Below are 15,335 nucleotides of genomic sequence, written 5' to 3'. Positions count from 1 at the left end.
CCGATGATCGTTCAAAACTCCTCCCACTCCTCGACAGCCGTGGCCTGGCGGGCCCCGTCCTTGTGCTCAACTGGCGGGCTGGCCTCATGATGAGAGGATGAAGAGGGCTGCGATTTGGTGTCAGGGCGCTGAGGTCGTGCTCGGCGTTCGGCCAGGGAAGGGGCCTGTTCCACCCCCGCGCCGCGCAAACGGAAGGCTGAAATGGCATTTCCGAGTAAGCCGGCTTGCTGCTCGAGCTCGCTGGCAGCGCGGGCTGATGCCTGAACGCGTGAGGCGTTCTGCTGGGTTACCTGATCCATTTCCACCACTGCCTGGTTGATCTGGCCAATTCCGTTGCTTTGCTCCTCGGATGCGGCGGTGATCTCTCCCATGATGTCGTTGACGCGAGTGGACGCTTCCATGACCGCATTGATGGATGTCTCCGCCTTGCGTACCTGCTCGGCACCACCGTCGATCTGGCGAGCCGAGCCATCAATCAGCTCACGAATCTCGTTGGCAGCGTCGGCGCTGCGGCCGGCTAGCTTGCGGACCTCTCCGGCGACGACGGCAAAACCGCGACCTTGCTCGCCGGCCCGAGCCGCTTCGACCGACGCATTCAGCGCCAGTATGTTGGTCTGGAAGGCAATGGAATCGATGACATTGATGATTTCTGTCATCTTGCGAGAGCCTTGGGTGATCTGCCCCATGGTGTCCACGAGCTGGTGCATCAGCTCGCCGGTCTCCTGGGTGCGTGCAGCATTTTCCGAGGCCAGTCCGCTGGCCTGTCGAGCATTGTCCGAGTTGTGTTGCACCGTCGTGGTCATCTCTTCCATGCTCGAGGCGGTCTGCTGGAGAGAGGCGGCCTGTTGTTCGGTGCGCGCAGAAAGATCTTCGTTGCCCGACGCGATGTCGCGAGCGGCAGGTGTCACAACACGTATCCCACTGTTGACGTCGCCAACGATGCTCCCGAGGCTCTTGCGCATGACATCGAGGGCTTCCAGTAGGCGGCCGAGCTCATCGCGCCGGCGTGATGGCACGTCGGCGGCCAGGTTGCCCGAGGCGATTTGCAGAGTGAAGGCTTCTGCAGCACGCAGCGGGCGCAACATGGCGCGGAGGGTCAAGGCGCCAATCACGATCAGCACCAGCAGGCCGATGGCCAGCATGCCGGCTTGCACCATCAGCATCAGCTGTTGTTCTGCTCGGGCCTCACTCGCCAATGCTGCCGCGTCAGCCTGTTTGCCCTCGATCAGGTCATTGACCTCGGTGGAAAGGGTCGCGCCCATCGCCTGCATCTCCTCAATATGCGGAGGCAGGTTGGTGAACAAGTCGAAATTATCTTCGCTCTGAAGCAGGGTGATGGCTTGTGCTATGCCGGATTCCAGATAGTTTTGCAGCACGGTATCAAACGTATCGGCTTGCCCGCCCTGATTCGCCTCTCTGGCCCGGTAGTCGGTCCACAGAGCTTCCACGGATGTCTCTATCTCCTGCAGCTCCTCGGTGTGCTGGTCCTTGTTCTCCAGCAGCATGAACCGCTCACTCTGGGCGAGCGATTGGTGGGCCCGGGTAGCAAGTTGGTCGATCTGTTGTAGGCGGGCTACGTCTTGCAGGCCGTCTCGGTCCAGGGACTGTAGGCGCTCGCCGGACACTTGCAGACCGAAGAGCCCCATGGCGCCACTTGCCGAGAGCAACAGGCCGGCGACAACCACCATGGTCACTACCCGTGCTCGCAAGCTGCGCATATTGAGCTTTGACAAGCGGCCACCGAGACCGCGACGACGAAGTTGTCCGCGCTCGAGAGCGAAGCGGCTACCCTTGCCTTCACGAATGAGGGCATAGGCTTTCTCGGCTTTCTCGACGTCGAGAGGATTCGGTTTGACTCTGACCGATGCGTAGCCGACGACCTGATCGTCTTCGACAATGGGCGAGACGCTGGCTTCTACCCAGTAATGATCACCATTCTTGCGTCGATTCTTGACCAGGCCTTTCCAGCTCTCTCCGGCTTCCAGCGTGTCCCACAGGTTCTGGTAGGCTGCCTCAGGCATGTCCGGGTGGCGTACGAGGTTGTGGGGCGCGCCGAGCAGCTCATCGTGGCTGAAACCGCTGACTTCGATGAAGGCTGGATTGGCATAGGTGATGCGGCCCTTGAGGTCCGTGCGGGAGATCAGGAAGTGCTCGTCATGGAGCGGGTATTCCTGTTGTGTGACGGGCTGGTTGTTTCGCATGCGATGTCCTCTGCTAAGGCAACAGGCGAAGGCCTGGTGATTATTATGCTGTACCGCTGGCTATGGGCGGCTCCCAAAGGTCGATGCTAGAAGGACTCCCACTCATCGTCGCGACGGCTGTGTCCGTTATCGTGCCCCTCGCGGGTCGCCTGGCGAGCCGTGCTATTGGCTGACATCAACGCCGGCATCCAGCGAGCCAGGTCACGGCTTTCGTCTGCTTGTCGCGAGCTTTTTCCCGAGGTGTCGAGGTTGCCTTCACCGAGTTGGAAGCGGGTGACGGCTACCTTGAGCCGGCTGGCTTCCGCTTCTAGTTGGTTGGCGGCGCTGGCCGCCTGCTGGACAAGTTCAGCATTTTGCTGAGTGACCTGGTCCATCTGAGCGACGGCATCGTTGACCTGGCCGATCCCGTTGCTCTGTTCGGAGGACGCCGAGGCGATCTCGTCCATGATGTCGCTGACACGCTGCACGGCGGCAACGATTTCGGTCATGGTCCGCCCGGCACGGTCGACACGAGATGTCCCGGCATCCACTTGTTTGACAGATGTCTGGATCAGCGTGCGGATTTCGCTCGAGGCATTGGCACTGCGGCTGGCCAGGTTGCGGACTTCCTGGGCTACCACCGCAAACCCTCGGCCATGTTCGCCGGCTCTGGCGGCTTCGACAGAGGCGTTCAAGGCCAGGATGTTGGTCTGGAAGGCGATTGCGTCGATGGTGCCGATAATCTCGGCGACTCGATGAGACCCTTGGCTGATCTCATGCATGGTCGTGACCACCTCGCTGACGACCTCACCGCCTTGCTGAGCTGTCCGTGTGGCGTCGGCGGCCAGCTGACTGGCTTGGCGGGCATTGTCCGCGTTCTGGTTCACGGTGGAAGAAAGCTCCTCCATGCTGGCGGCAGTCTCCTGCAGCGAGGACGCCTGCTGTTCGGTACGGGCGGAAAGATCGTTATTTCCGTGCGCAATATGCTGAGTGCCAAGATAGATGGATTCGCTGCTGTCACGCACCGTGCTCACGGTGTTGGCAAGGCCGTGTTGCATCTCGTCCAGCGAGGCATAAAGTCGACCTATCTCATTGTCCCCGAGTTGTGGAATCTTCTGGTCCAGGTTGCCTTCTTTCATAGACTGGAAGTAGCTGACCAGTTCGCCCAACGGACGAACGACATTGGCCGTGACTCCCCACAAGACCACCATCACGGTGAGAATCGTGATCAGCAACGCCGCCAGGATGGCCAGCTGCATCCAGCGTGCAAAGTCAGCAAATGATGCCTCGAGAGCGGCACCATCTTCACCGGCATTCGGTGCGATCTGGGCAACAACGGCCTTACCTTCCTCCAAAGCGAAGAGGCCGAGAAGGCTGACGGCCAAGACCAGTACGGTGAAGGTCGCCAGCACCAGTAGCCAGCTGACCCGTACCGTCATGTTGTCGAGTATCCTCACGTTCCACTCCCTTTCTCAGGCGGCACGGTAGCCACCAGTGGTTGGCTGGCCTGACGTGTCAGGCCTCTGCCAATTCACGTCGTGGATGATGCGTCGCCTTCGGCGGCTCCTCGCGTTCACTCGAGACCACCAAGTGTTTGTTCGCTTGCGCACGCTGGCTGGCGATGGTGATGTTGAAACGCGCCACGTGATCGCGCAACTGGTAACTCTGCGCGATCAGACGTTGCGAAGCTCCGGTATGCTCTTCCACGAGGCCGGCATTTTTTTGGGTCATGCGATCCATCTGGGAAACCGCTTCGCTGACCTGCTCAATGCCGTGGCTTTGTTCTTCTGATGCCGAGGAGATTTCGCCGATCAACGTACTGAGCTGTTGGATATCGGTGACCATGGTCTCGATGATCTCTCCGGTCTCCTTGACCATTTGGGCCCCTTCGACGACCTTGCCGTCGGAGGTCTCGATCAGTGCCTTGATCTCCTGGGCGGCTTCTGAGCTTCGGCTGGCCAGCTTACGTACTTCCTCAGCCACCACGGCAAACCCGCGACCGTGTTCGCCAGCGCGGGCCGCCTCCACCGAGGCGTTGAGCGCCAGGATGTTGGTCTGGAAAGCAATGGAATCGATGGTGTCGACGATCGTGCTCATCTGGCCGGCACTCTCGTTGATACCGCTCATCGACGCCTCGACGCGCACCATGGACTCATGGCCACGGGCAGCGTTGGAGGCGGTCTCGCCGGACAGTTCGCGGGCCTTGCCGGAATGTTCCGCGTTTTGTTTCACGGTCGCGGTCAACTGTTCCATGCTGGAAGCGGTCTCAGCGAGTGATGCGGCCTGCTGCTCGGTCCGAGTCGCAAGTTCATCGTTGCCGGCGCCGATCTCTTCTACTACCCCATTGACTTCGTCGGCGCTACGATGGATATCGCCGATGGTGTCGGCCAGCGAGGCACGCATTCTCTCGATATCGAAGAGGAGACTTTCGCGATCGCTGTCTCGCAGGCGGATGGCGTGTGCCAGGTTACCCTCGGCGATATGCCGCACCATCTCGGCGGCGTAGTGCGGGTCGCCGCCCAGGCGACGTGTCACACCGCGAATGACTAGACCCATCAGCAGGGACACCGGGATGCCAATGCCAAGCAGCGCGAGCAGTGAACGAGTCAGGCCAGCCAGGAAGGCGGCGTCGATATCGTTGATGTATACCCCCGTACCCACATACCACCCCCACGGCTCGAACAGGGCATTGAGGGAAGACTTCTCGGCGAGAGCATCTTCCTCGGAGGCATGGGCCCAGAGATAGTCCACGACACCATCGTCTGTCTTCACGTCCTCGACGAACTCGCGGAACAGGTAGCGTCCTTCATCATTCTGGAAGTCCGCGACCGACGTGCCTACCGGCAGGCGTGGGTGGGCGAGAAGCTCATAATCGCCATTGAAGATGTAGATGTAGCCGCGGCCCTGGTCATAGGTCATTTCGCGAACGGTCGAGGCCGCCTGGTGCTGGGCTTCCTCGAGGGATAGTTCACCATTTTTGCTACGCTCGGCATGGTCTCGGATCACGTTCATGGCCATGTCGACATAGTCGCCCAGGGCATTGCGCCGTTCCTCAAGCATGGTCTGGCGGTTTTCCCACGCCCCCCAGCCGACCAACACCAGCATGGCTACCCAGATGATGCCGAGTGAGCCCCAGAGTTTCTTTGTCGTTGTCATCTGTCGCATCGTTTATCTCCCTACGTGGGCTGCCTTACGCACTGGTTCGCTCGACCAACGCCATTTCCTCGCTGGTGAGCAGCTTGTCGATGTCGACCAGTACGAGCATGCGGTCCTCGAGGCTACCAAGCCCGCTGAGGAAGTCGGATGACAGGGTGACGCCGAACTCGGGGGCCGGCTTGATTTGCTCGGGCGTGAGGGTCATGACGTCGGAGACGCCATCGACCACGATGCCCACCACGCGATCAGCGACGTTAACCACGATCACCACGGTCTGACCGCCGTACTCGACCTTGTCGAGATGGAATTTAATGCGCAGATCGACGATGGGCACAATGATGCCGCGCAGGTTGGTCACGCCCTTGATGAACTCTGGCGCATTGGCGATGCGCGTGACGTTTTCGTAGCCTCGGATCTCCTGCACCTTGAGGATATCGATGGCGTACTCTTCCTCACCCAACGAGAACACCAGAAATTCACGGTTCTGGGCCTCGGATGCCGCGTAGTCTTCATGCCGAGATAGGCTGGTCATGATGGCTCTCCCTCCTTGCGGAAAAATGACTCGTAATCGGTGGAGGCGCGTTGTGGTCGTCTAGCCTCCTTCTTGGCACGGCTCAGGCGATGCAGATCGGCGATGTCCAGGATCAGGGCCACACTGCCGTCACCCAGAATGGTCGCGGCCGATACGCCTGGCACTTTGCGATAGTTGGTTTCCAGGTTTTTCACGACCACTTGCTGCTGACCGATCAGGTCATCTACCAGCAGGGCATAACGGCGCCCTTCACCCTGAACGATCACAGCGATGGTCTCGTTCAGCTCTGTCTTGGCGCCCTCCACATCCAGTGCCGCATGGACGGCTACCACGGGCAGATACTCATCGCGGACCTTGAGGACCACGTCATCGCCGGCCATGGCATACAGATCCTCACGAGAGGGCTGCAGGGATTCGAGCACGGTGGAAAGCGGCAGGATAAAGACTTCACCACCGACCTTGATCGACATGCCATCGAGGATGGCCAAGGTCAGTGGCAGAACGATGCGTGTGGTGGTGCCTTGTCCCTTGCGGGACATGATCTCGACGTGCCCTCCCATGCCCTGGATGTTGCGCTTGACCACATCCATGCCTACGCCACGCCCCGAGACGTCGCTGACTTCCTTGGCGGTGGAGAATCCGGGGGCAAAGATCAGCTGCCACACGTCATCGTCACTCATGGTGTTAGAGACTGGCAGGCCACTTTCGCGGGCCTTGGCGAGCAATCTGTCGCGGTCCAGGCCGGCACCGTCATCGATAACTTCGATGAGGATGTTGCCGCCCTGGTGCTGAGCGGACAGAGTCAAACGGCCGGTTCGTGGCTTGCCGGCCGCCTCGCGGGTGTCGGGATCCTCGATACCGTGATCAAGGCTGTTGCGTACCAGGTGGGTGAGGGGGTCGATGATGCGCTCTGTGAGACTCTTGTCGAGTTCAGTGGATTCACCCTCGGTAACGAGTTCGACATCCTTGTCGAGCTTGCCTGCCAGATCGCGCACCAGACGTGGATAGCGGCTGAAAACATAATCCATGGGGACCATGCGCACTGACATGACCGCCTCCTGGAGGTCCCGGGCATTGCGCTGCAACAGACTCATGCTGTTGAGAAGGCCACTATGCGTGACACCATCCAGCTCGCTGACGGTCTGGTCGAGCATCGACTGGGTAATGATCAGCTCTCCCACCAGGTTGATGATCTGGTCCACCTTGTCCACTGAGACGCGTATCGAGCTGGATTCGCCGCCCGCCTTGGCCTTCTTCGTCTTTGGCTTGCCACTCTCGCCTGGACTGACGGTGGATGTCTGGGCGGTGGGCCCGGTGGCTTTCTGCTGGACGGGGGAGGGCGTGAGGGCGTCCTTCTCCGGAGCTTCTTGTGCTTGTGTATCCCAGGAGCTGCCTTCCTGCTCGGCAGGACGGATCTGTAGCTGTTCGGGTTCGACGATGAAGCACATCACGGCTTCGATGTCGTCACGGCTGACGTTGGTGAGCAGCGTGACCTCGTAGCAGTTTTCATCGCCATGTTGGTCTTGCACAGTTCCCAGCTGTCCGAGCTCTTCCACCAGCAGGCCACGATCCTTCTCGCCGACGTTCAATAGGGCCACGGCCAGAACCTGTTCACCCATCTGGGGGTGAGCCGTATCGCTATCCGAGAGAGATTCGCGAGGCTGTGCTGGCTGTGCTGGCTGTGCTGGTTGTGGCGCCTCAGTGGGGAGCTTGCCAGCTCCGCTCGGCGTACCGCCTGCTGCCTCGAGCTCCTGACCGATCTCCTCGCGGGCCAGCTGTTGCAGGGTCTGGCAAATTCGCGTGAAAGCCTCCTGGTCGGGCTCTTCCTCGTTGCGGTAGGCGTCTAGCTGGTCGTGCAGCATGTCCTTGGTTTCCAGAAAGGTGTCGACGATGTCCCGACGTAGGCTCAGTTCCCCGCGGCGTGTGTGATCAAGCAGGTTCTCGAAGAGGTGAGTGGTCTTCTGCAACACGTCAAAGCCAAAAGTGCCTGCGCCACCCTTGATGGAGTGAGCAGCGCGGAAGATTGCATTGAGCTGCTCCGCGTCTGGCTCCTCGAGGTCAATTTCGAGCAGGTGGCGCTCCATATCCGCTAGAAGCTCCTCTGCCTCCTCGAAAAAGGTGTCATAGAAATCGGTGATATCCATGCGCGTGTCCCCACCCTGGAATGGTTTTCGCCCCTCAGGGCCCTGGTTGTTCCGTACCGAGTGCCTGTTGCAGGCTTCTGGTAAATCGTTCCATTGGTGCCGTATCGGCCTGCTGTATCGATTGATGGCCGATTGGTGATGGCGTACCAGCACCGTTGAGCAAGCCTGGTGAGCGGATACGCTCAGCGACCTGGCGGAACAGCACCAGTAGTTCGATGCGGCGGTTGATGGGGTCACTGGCCTCCGTCTCGGGCATCACGACCCGGTCGGCAAAGCCCGACACCCTCAAGAGCTTGGCGGGATTCAGGCCACCGGAGACCAGTTCCCGGCGTGAGGCATTGGCCCGGTCACTCGAGAGCTCCCAGTTGCTGTAGCCCCGATAGCCGTTCAGGTACGCCAGGTTGTCGGTGTGGCCACCGATGCTGAGATCGTTGGGCAGCTCATTGAGCAGGGGAGCCATGGTGCGAAGCAGGTCGCGCATGTAGGGCGCCACCCGGTCGCTGCCAAGGGCAAACATCGGGCGCTGCTCGGTGTCGAACAGCTGGATTCTCAGGCCCTCCGGCGTCATGTCGAAACGCAGTTGCTGTCGCAGCTGACGTAGGTCCGGGTCGGCATCAATGGCCGTCTCGATACGCTGCTGGAGATCACGGAAGGCTCGCCGCTGTTGTTCGCTGGGGCGTGTCTGTGTACGCAGGTCGATGCGCGCCCTCTCACCGTCAGAGTGCACCGGGTCTGGGCCGCCCCCTGGAATCACATTGGCACTTTGTGCGGAGCCTTCCCCGCCGGTGATGGCGGTAAGCAATGGCGTACGGAAGTATTCGGAAACGGCTTCGCGCTGCTGCTGGTCTGCTTGAGAGAGGATCCACATGACCAGGAACAGGGCCATCAGGGCCGTCATGAAGTCCGCCAAGGCAATCTTCCAACTGCCTCCGTGGTGCCGATGAATGACTTTCTTACGGCGGATGATGATGGGTCTGCGATTCGGGGTCATGCGCCGCCTTCACCTGCCTTGGCATTGCGAACGTACTCCTCCAGCTCCGAGAAGCCGGGGCGTTCCTCGGTATGCAGCGCCTTACGCCCGAACTCCACGGCAAGCTGAGGCGCATAACCGTGCAGGCTGGCCAGCAGGGTGACCCGCATGCACTGGAGGATCTTTTCCACCTCTTTCGCCTGCCGCTCGACACGGCTCGCCAGAGGGTTGACGAAGCCATAGCCGGCCAGGATGCCCAGGAAGGTGCCGACCAAGGCATGGGCGATCATCTGGCCCATCTCATCGGGAGCGGCATCCGCCGCGCTCAACGCCTTCACTACCCCCATCACCGCGGCCACGATACCGAAAGCCGGCATGGCATCCCCGACCTTGATGATGGCATCGGCAGGGATATGGGCTTCTTGTTCGAACGCCTCGATCTCGTGAAGCATCAGCTCGTCGAGCTCCATGGGATCCATGCTGCCGCTCACCATCAGGCGAAGGTAGTCGGTGAGGAAGGTCATGATCAGCGGGTCGGCGAGCACGCGCGGGTGCTCGTTGAGCAAGGCGCTTTCCTCGGGGTTATCGATGTCGCGCTCGATCCCGAGCATGCCGTCTCGACGAATCTTGGCGAGGATCTTGTACTGGAGTGCCAACAGCTCCATGTAGAGCGATTTGTCGTACTTCTTGGAGCGGCGCAGCCGAGCAAAGATGCGAAAGGTGGCCTTGATGGCCTTGCCGTTGTTGGCGGCGATGAAGGCGCCGATACCGGCGCCGAAGATTATCAGGAATTCCGTGGGCTGGAAGAGCGGGCCCAGGTGACCGCCCGACAGAGCGAAGCCCCCGAACACGGAGAAGATGACGACAAGGTATCCGATGGGTATCAGCAAGGCCGGTATCCCCTAACGAGGCGATGAATGATGTCCTGCATCGGATATCGGCTGTCTCGGGCGAGACTTGAGGGAGGTGATGAAATTGTCCTGCATGGCCGCGGGGAAGGGGAGTCCCCGCGGTATCAAGCCTTGATAGTGGTTCAGGCCAGGCGGTGCACAGGAGACGCTTCTGCTTGGGCCCTGTCGACCGCACTCTGCTGGCGCTTGCGGGTCTTGCCGGCCCGAGAGGGAGGCTGACAGATGCCGCAGACATAGTCATGAGCTGGGCTGTGGGCATGCGCCACGAAATGCCCATCGCAGCGGGTGCAGGCCGAGAGCTGCAGCAGGTCGCTCTCGAAGAAGCGAACCAGGGTCCAGGCGCGTGTCAGGCCGAGCACGGTCTCGGCGTCATCGGTCTCCACCTGCTCCGCATATAGCTGATAGGCCTTGATGAAGGCTTCCATTCGCTCGCAGCCATGGTCCTCCTGCAAGCGCAGGAAGATGTTGTAAAACAGTGACGAGTGGATGTTCGGCATCCACGTGATGAACCAGTCGGTGGAGAAAGGCAGCATCCCCTTGGGCGGTGACATGCCGCGCACTTCCTTGAACAGGCGAAGGAGACGGGCCCGGCTCAGGTCGGTTTCGGTCTCCAGGACCTGCAGCCGCGCACCGAGCTCGATCAGGTCGATGGCCAACTGCACCTGTTGCATTTCCAGTAGCAGGCTCTTGCTGGCCATGCCTATCCCTCTGCGGTGGATGGGACCGCCGGACGGGATGCCATCAGCAGCGATGCATGAAACTGGGCAAGACCCTGTTCCCGGGGGTTATGGGTCAGCTGGCGTAGATGTTCGGCGCGGTCATGACCAAAATGGCAGAGCAGTTGATTGACCCGCGAAAGCCGTGTCAGCTGGCGCGCGTTCAGCCCCTGAATCAGATCTGCCATCTCGTCATCGATCTTGAGGCGAAACCTGGCCGTGGCCCGATCCTCATTGATCAGACGCTGGGCAAGGAGGAGATATGCGAGGTTCAGTTCGTGAATCTCGTCAACTAAGTTATTGATTTCCATGGTTCCCTGTCGGCTATCACGCTTTTTCATGGCCTGGGCCATGTGAGGTTATTGTGTTGCCCTGTGCTCGCTGATCCTCTTCGAGGCTGGCACATCTCATACGCGTGTATTGTCTGTGGTTGAGGCGCAGATGCAATCAGCCTCAAGGGGTACCCGGCCATGGCCACCTGGGAATATTGGTAAGACCTAATAAAAAAGATGAGAAAAATCATACCCATGAGACTGTTGCTTGGCAGTTAAATAATACTTGGATATTTACATTTTTTTACATAAAAGCGCGGAATTCTTCCTGGTGTAACAGCGGTTCACGTCCGGCTCTTGTCCGAGGTCTCACCTGGAGCAAGCTCGTATACCCAGACAAGCAGCTCTGCGATGACCTGGTAGAGCCGTGACGGAATCGCTTCGTCCAGATCCAGCTGCATCAACAGGCCGACAAGCTCCGGTGCATCATGAACGTGAATCCCTTGGCGCCGGGCTTCCGTGATGATGCGCTCGGCGAGCTCTCCATACCCTTGCGCTACGACCCGCGGTGCGCCATCGCTTTCGTGATAGGCGAGGGCGACGGCCTGGCGACGGTCTTCATGGTCCTTGCCCTTCATGACATCTGCCCCTCTTCAAACCTTTGCAGGTCGATCTTGATTTCCTCGAAGCCATGGCCGGTCAGTCGAGACCTCAGGCTGTCGAGGCCTCTCTCGAGTTCTTGGCGAGACGGATCGTGTGCCACGCGTAACTCGATTTCCACGCTATTGGCCTTCATCCGCAGCGAGGCCTGCAATCGACCAATGCCGGCGATATCCAGATCGATCTCTGAGCGCCACCCTTGCTTTTCGGTGGTTTTCCGTTGCTGATCGGTGCCCTCGCTATCAGAGCGGTCTTGAGGTCCAGGCGGAAGCTGGATCATCAGCGCCATGAACAGGCCGCTCCAGACGTCACCTTCCCAGCGCAGTGCCGGCGTCACCAACATCTCGAGCTGATGGCGGACGATTCCCTGTAGGCTCTCCTGAACAGCTTGACTTGTGTGAGGGCGAAGGCCGGTATCAGACAGCGGCTCACGCACCTTGGCATTGGCTGCATCTTCCATTCCGGGAGCTGAGAGGGGCGCAGTGGCTGGGCTAGCCTGGGACGGCTTGCTGGTCGCGGTCGGGGAGTTCCCCCGGGATGTCGCCTGCGAGGGGGTTCCTTGGGAATTGGGCGAGTACAGAGGGGAGGAGTGGCGACCGCCTTCGGGGAGTAATGGTACAGGTGGAAAGGGGGTATCGCGGATGCCGGCGGGATTGCCCGGCGGGATTGCGACATGATTTGTCCCTGAAGACGTGAACTGGAGGGTTCGCCACATCTGGGGCTCCCGCTCGAGTTGCTGGCGCGGTAGTTCCCCCTTGTACCAGCGGGCAAGGTGCGATTCATAGAACAGACCGCTATGGCGAATACTGTCTTCCAGGCGGGTCGCTACTACGGTTGGATCTGGAATCTGCCTGGGTGCCATCAGTGGCGTCGGAGTTGTCACGATGGAGGGCGGCGCGGGAAAGCGAACCAGCAGGTCGGCGATGGTCCGCGCCGAGTTACTGAAGTGGGTTTGGGCCGAGGCGGGGGGCGGGCCGTGCGGCTGTAGCGGCCGTGAGGTGGTATCTGAAGGGGCCCGTGTGGTTTGTCCGAGCTCCGGCAGCTGGAGTGGGCGAGTCCGAGCGTCAAGCCGTGAGTCGCTGTGCACGGCTCTTGGAGCATCCGAGGGTGATGTTGGCTTGACCGGCTGGTTCAGGTCTCGGGCCGGGGGGATATCGACCCGTTTACCCAACACCTGGTGCAGCAGGGTGTCCAGCAGGGGGGTTATGCCACTCACGGGGCTCTCTTGCTAGGGGGTAGGTCAATGGGGGGTGTTGATGTTCCCTCTCTGACCCCGTAGGCGTGTCGAAGATTCCGTTGGCGCTGTGAGGCGCTGATCAGCTTGCCAAGCTCGTTGCGACGCTCGATCAAGCGTTCGCGAATCTCGAGATCGTTTTCCAGGATCCGCTCAAGTAACTCCACCTTGCGTGCCCGATGATCGTCATCAAGGTGGTTGTCGCGATCGAGCTTTGCCAGTTGCTCCACCTGCATGATGTATGTGCCTTCCTGATCGACCAATGCCGGCCAATTGGCGTCGCGTGCCGAATCCAGCATGAGGCGCGTGCGTGACAGCAGCGCCTGGTATCCCTCGATCAGCGCTTGCTGGGTGTTGGGCTCTCCGCCATGTTCCATCATCAGCCCCTTGCCACCTGATCGCCGATGTCTCGCCAGGCCGAGGCGATGTCGTTGAGCAGCATCTCTGCCTGGTCAAGGCTCTCGACATCGTTATGCAGGTTGGCCGCCAGCAGCAGGCGCGTCACATAATCATAGAGCGAGGCTAGTCGCTCGGAGATTTCGCCGCCACGTTCCGTGTCCAAGGCGGCCAGCAGGCCGTTATTGACAATATCCAGCGCCTTGGAGATCGCCTTGCCCTTTTCGGCCGAGTTGCCATCCTGGAGGTGGATGCGTGAGGTGCGGATGGCGGCCAGGGCGCCATCAAACAGCATCACGATCAACTGGTGCGGGCTGGCTGACATCACGCCGCTCTCGACGCCGACCTTGGCATAGGCGCTTGCACCGCGACCGTAGGCGGACGCTCCTCGCATGGCACTCATGGCTGTCTTGCTCCTCTCTGGTGAGGCACCTGTCAGGTGCCAGTGTTTGAGGTACCGTCACTATTGAATAGTCTGACGAGAATCGGGACGGGCATAACCGTGAACAGGCTCTGTCAGATCAGTTATTTTCGGTTATCGGCAAGTGATGGGGCGACTTTAGACCGATATGGGGAGTTCTTCCTGAATGCTGCCGAGGCGTTGCAATGCGGTGCTTTGAAGTATCTCGCCCAGTGTCGGCCCGGGAGGCTCAAGTGAGTCTGCGAGCTGGACCTGACTGGGGCGACCCTGGGTGTCGAGGGCCTGTACCCATGCAAGCTGACCGCTATCGAAGCGAACCAGGGAGCCAATCGGATAGAGGCCGAACTGCTTGATGTAGCGTTTTACCCAGCGTTGGTCGAAGTGTTCAGGATGGCTCAGCAGGTGGCGGTAGATGGCGTCGATCCGCCAGGCGGGGCGGTCCGGCCGGTCTCGCCGCATGGCATCGACAACGTCTACTACTGCAGCGGCTCGCGCCAGTTCGTGCAGGTCGTCTGCAGCCAGGGAGCGAGGATAGCCACTGCCATCCAGGCGTTCATTGATGTTGTGTGCCACCGAGTCGAGGATATTGGCAGAGAGCCAGTGGCAGCGTCCCATGCGACGCATCAACTTTTCTACATGACTCTGCATCTGCAGATGCTGGTGCTCGTCGGGGTGGGTAACCTGCCAGAGCTCGGTGGGCAGCAGGGCCTTGCCCAGATCATGCACCATGGCACTCGCCGCCATGGCCTTGCTCAGCTTGCGGGGAATGGACGAGAGTCCGGCCAGATCCAGCAAGCCGACACTCACCCCGAGGCTATGGCGCACCAATCGTGGCTCGTGTTGCAGGCAGCGTGTAGCAAAGAGTAACCCATCGCGGTCCTCGTCGTGGAGCAGCAAGAGACGATCGGCATGACGCGACAGCTGTACCGAGTCTACCTCTCCGCCTTGCTGTAGCTCGAGGAGCTGAGCATCCAGGTAGCCGGCGATGCATGCTAAGCGCCTTGCCATGGGCGTGGGATATTCTTGAGTATTGCGTCGTCCCACCTCAGGCGGCGTTGCCGTCCGTGTCTGGAAGAGCAGTGAGGGTAGGCGTGACGCCTCGCTGCCTTCGGCGTAGCGGGCTGACTCACGCTCAATCTCGCGGACGAAGAACCACAGTTGTCGATCTTGCTCGCCCGTGGTGTGGTCGAAACAAAAACCGGCGAGAATGGCCTGGCGGTCGGTATCCACCTCCTGGTGCCGTGGCGATGCGCGAACAGCGAATCGTGTGTCATTGGGGAAGCATAGCTCCACCTCCAGGGGCTGGCTGGTGTTAGCCAACAAGGCGCCGGCGAAGAGCGGCAGTTCCAGCTGGCAGCCCTCCAGTGAGAGGTCCTTTAGATCCCCCTGTGTTGACCCGCCCTCCTCGCCGCGAAGGATGGCGCCAACCTCCATGCCCAGTCGGAGCCGGGCCCGGAAGGATTCGCGGCGCTGCAGAACCTCAAGGCTGTAGGGAAACTGGCAGGTGCACACCAGGCGGCCATCCTCCTCATGGCACTCTTTCATTGCCATGCTGGGGGTGCGTAGCATTTTGCCCTGAGCCTGACCCAGAAGGCGGAACTCCTGGCCGCGCTTCAGCTCGCCGGCGATCTCGTATAGAGCGACAATCAAGATGAGAGTCACGCGACAATCAAGATGAGAAAGCCGAGACCTTCGGTTGTCGACGTCGGGAGGGCGTAGCCCGAGCGACGTCGACGAGGGAAG

Annotated in this window: 14 protein-coding genes; all 14 read right to left on the bottom strand. The window is 60.4% G+C overall.

The genetic code is table 11. The annotated features are described in order from the left end of the window. Nucleotides 1-11 precede the first annotated feature (11 nt). Nucleotides 12-2,201 (bottom strand): methyl-accepting chemotaxis protein, encoded by a 2,190-nt coding sequence (locus tag OP497_RS14030; protein ID WP_280549460.1) that lies wholly within the window; start codon nucleotides 2,199-2,201, stop codon nucleotides 12-14. An 86-nt stretch (nucleotides 2,202-2,287) separates the two neighbouring features. Further along, a complete protein-coding gene (locus OP497_RS14025; RefSeq protein WP_280549459.1) occupies nucleotides 2,288-3,637 on the bottom strand; it encodes a methyl-accepting chemotaxis protein in 1,350 nt (449 codons plus the stop codon). A 58-nt stretch (nucleotides 3,638-3,695) separates the two neighbouring features. Next, nucleotides 3,696-5,345, bottom strand: a complete 1,650-nt coding sequence (locus tag OP497_RS14020; RefSeq protein ID WP_280549456.1) for a methyl-accepting chemotaxis protein — start codon at nucleotides 5,343-5,345, stop codon at nucleotides 3,696-3,698. Between the two features lie 25 nt (nucleotides 5,346-5,370). Beyond that, nucleotides 5,371-5,868: a chemotaxis protein CheW gene (gene cheW / locus OP497_RS14015; RefSeq protein ID WP_280549454.1), complete on the bottom strand. Its 498-nt coding sequence runs from the start codon at nucleotides 5,866-5,868 to the stop codon at nucleotides 5,371-5,373. Beyond that, nucleotides 5,865-8,012, bottom strand: coding sequence for a chemotaxis protein CheA (cheA, locus tag OP497_RS14010; protein ID WP_280549452.1), 2,148 nt, complete (start codon nucleotides 8,010-8,012; stop codon nucleotides 5,865-5,867). Before cheA ends, cheW begins: the two co-directional genes overlap by 4 nt. 34 nt (nucleotides 8,013-8,046) lie before the next feature. Beyond that, the gene (gene motB / locus OP497_RS14005) at nucleotides 8,047-9,003 is read right to left on the bottom strand and encodes a flagellar motor protein MotB (protein ID WP_280549450.1); all 957 of its coding nucleotides are present in this window, start codon (nucleotides 9,001-9,003) and stop codon (nucleotides 8,047-8,049) included. Then, on the bottom strand, nucleotides 9,000-9,872 hold the full coding sequence (motA, locus tag OP497_RS14000; RefSeq protein ID WP_280549448.1) for a flagellar motor stator protein MotA: 873 nt from the start codon (nucleotides 9,870-9,872) through the stop codon (nucleotides 9,000-9,002). Before motA ends, motB begins: the two co-directional genes overlap by 4 nt. Before the next feature lie 143 nt (nucleotides 9,873-10,015). Continuing rightward, entirely contained in the window at nucleotides 10,016-10,591 is a 576-nt protein-coding gene (flhC, locus tag OP497_RS13995) for a flagellar transcriptional regulator FlhC (protein WP_280549446.1), read from the bottom strand. Nucleotides 10,592-10,593: 2 nt separating this feature from the next. Then, nucleotides 10,594-10,920 (bottom strand): flagellar transcriptional regulator FlhD, encoded by a 327-nt coding sequence (gene flhD, locus OP497_RS13990; protein WP_280549444.1) that lies wholly within the window; start codon nucleotides 10,918-10,920, stop codon nucleotides 10,594-10,596. A 305-nt stretch (nucleotides 10,921-11,225) separates the two neighbouring features. After that, nucleotides 11,226-11,519, bottom strand: coding sequence for an EscU/YscU/HrcU family type III secretion system export apparatus switch protein (locus OP497_RS13985; protein ID WP_280549442.1), 294 nt, complete (start codon nucleotides 11,517-11,519; stop codon nucleotides 11,226-11,228). Then, a complete protein-coding gene (locus tag OP497_RS13980) occupies nucleotides 11,516-12,001 on the bottom strand; it encodes a flagellar hook-length control protein FliK (RefSeq protein WP_280549440.1) in 486 nt (161 codons plus the stop codon). Before OP497_RS13980 ends, OP497_RS13985 begins: the two co-directional genes overlap by 4 nt. Nucleotides 12,002-12,753: 752 nt before the next feature. Beyond that, nucleotides 12,754-13,155 carry a flagellar protein FliT gene (locus OP497_RS13975; RefSeq protein ID WP_280549438.1) on the bottom strand — a complete coding sequence of 134 codons (402 nt, stop codon included), beginning with the start codon at nucleotides 13,153-13,155 and terminating at the stop codon, nucleotides 12,754-12,756. Then, nucleotides 13,155-13,574: a flagellar export chaperone FliS gene (fliS, locus tag OP497_RS13970; protein ID WP_280549436.1), complete on the bottom strand. Its 420-nt coding sequence runs from the start codon at nucleotides 13,572-13,574 to the stop codon at nucleotides 13,155-13,157. The genes OP497_RS13975 and fliS overlap by 1 nt, the downstream gene beginning before the upstream one ends. Nucleotides 13,575-13,730: 156 nt before the next feature. Next, a partial coding sequence (locus OP497_RS13965) for an HD domain-containing phosphohydrolase (protein ID WP_280549434.1) occupies nucleotides 13,731-15,335 on the bottom strand: 1,605 nt, incomplete at its 5' end.

The sequence above is a fragment of the Halomonas sp. 11-S5 genome, from assembly GCF_029889825.1.
Taxonomy (GTDB): Bacteria; Pseudomonadota; Gammaproteobacteria; order Pseudomonadales; family Halomonadaceae; genus Halomonas.
The sequence above is the reverse complement of the archived record's forward strand: the minus strand, read 5'-3'. Positions and strand labels throughout refer to the sequence as shown.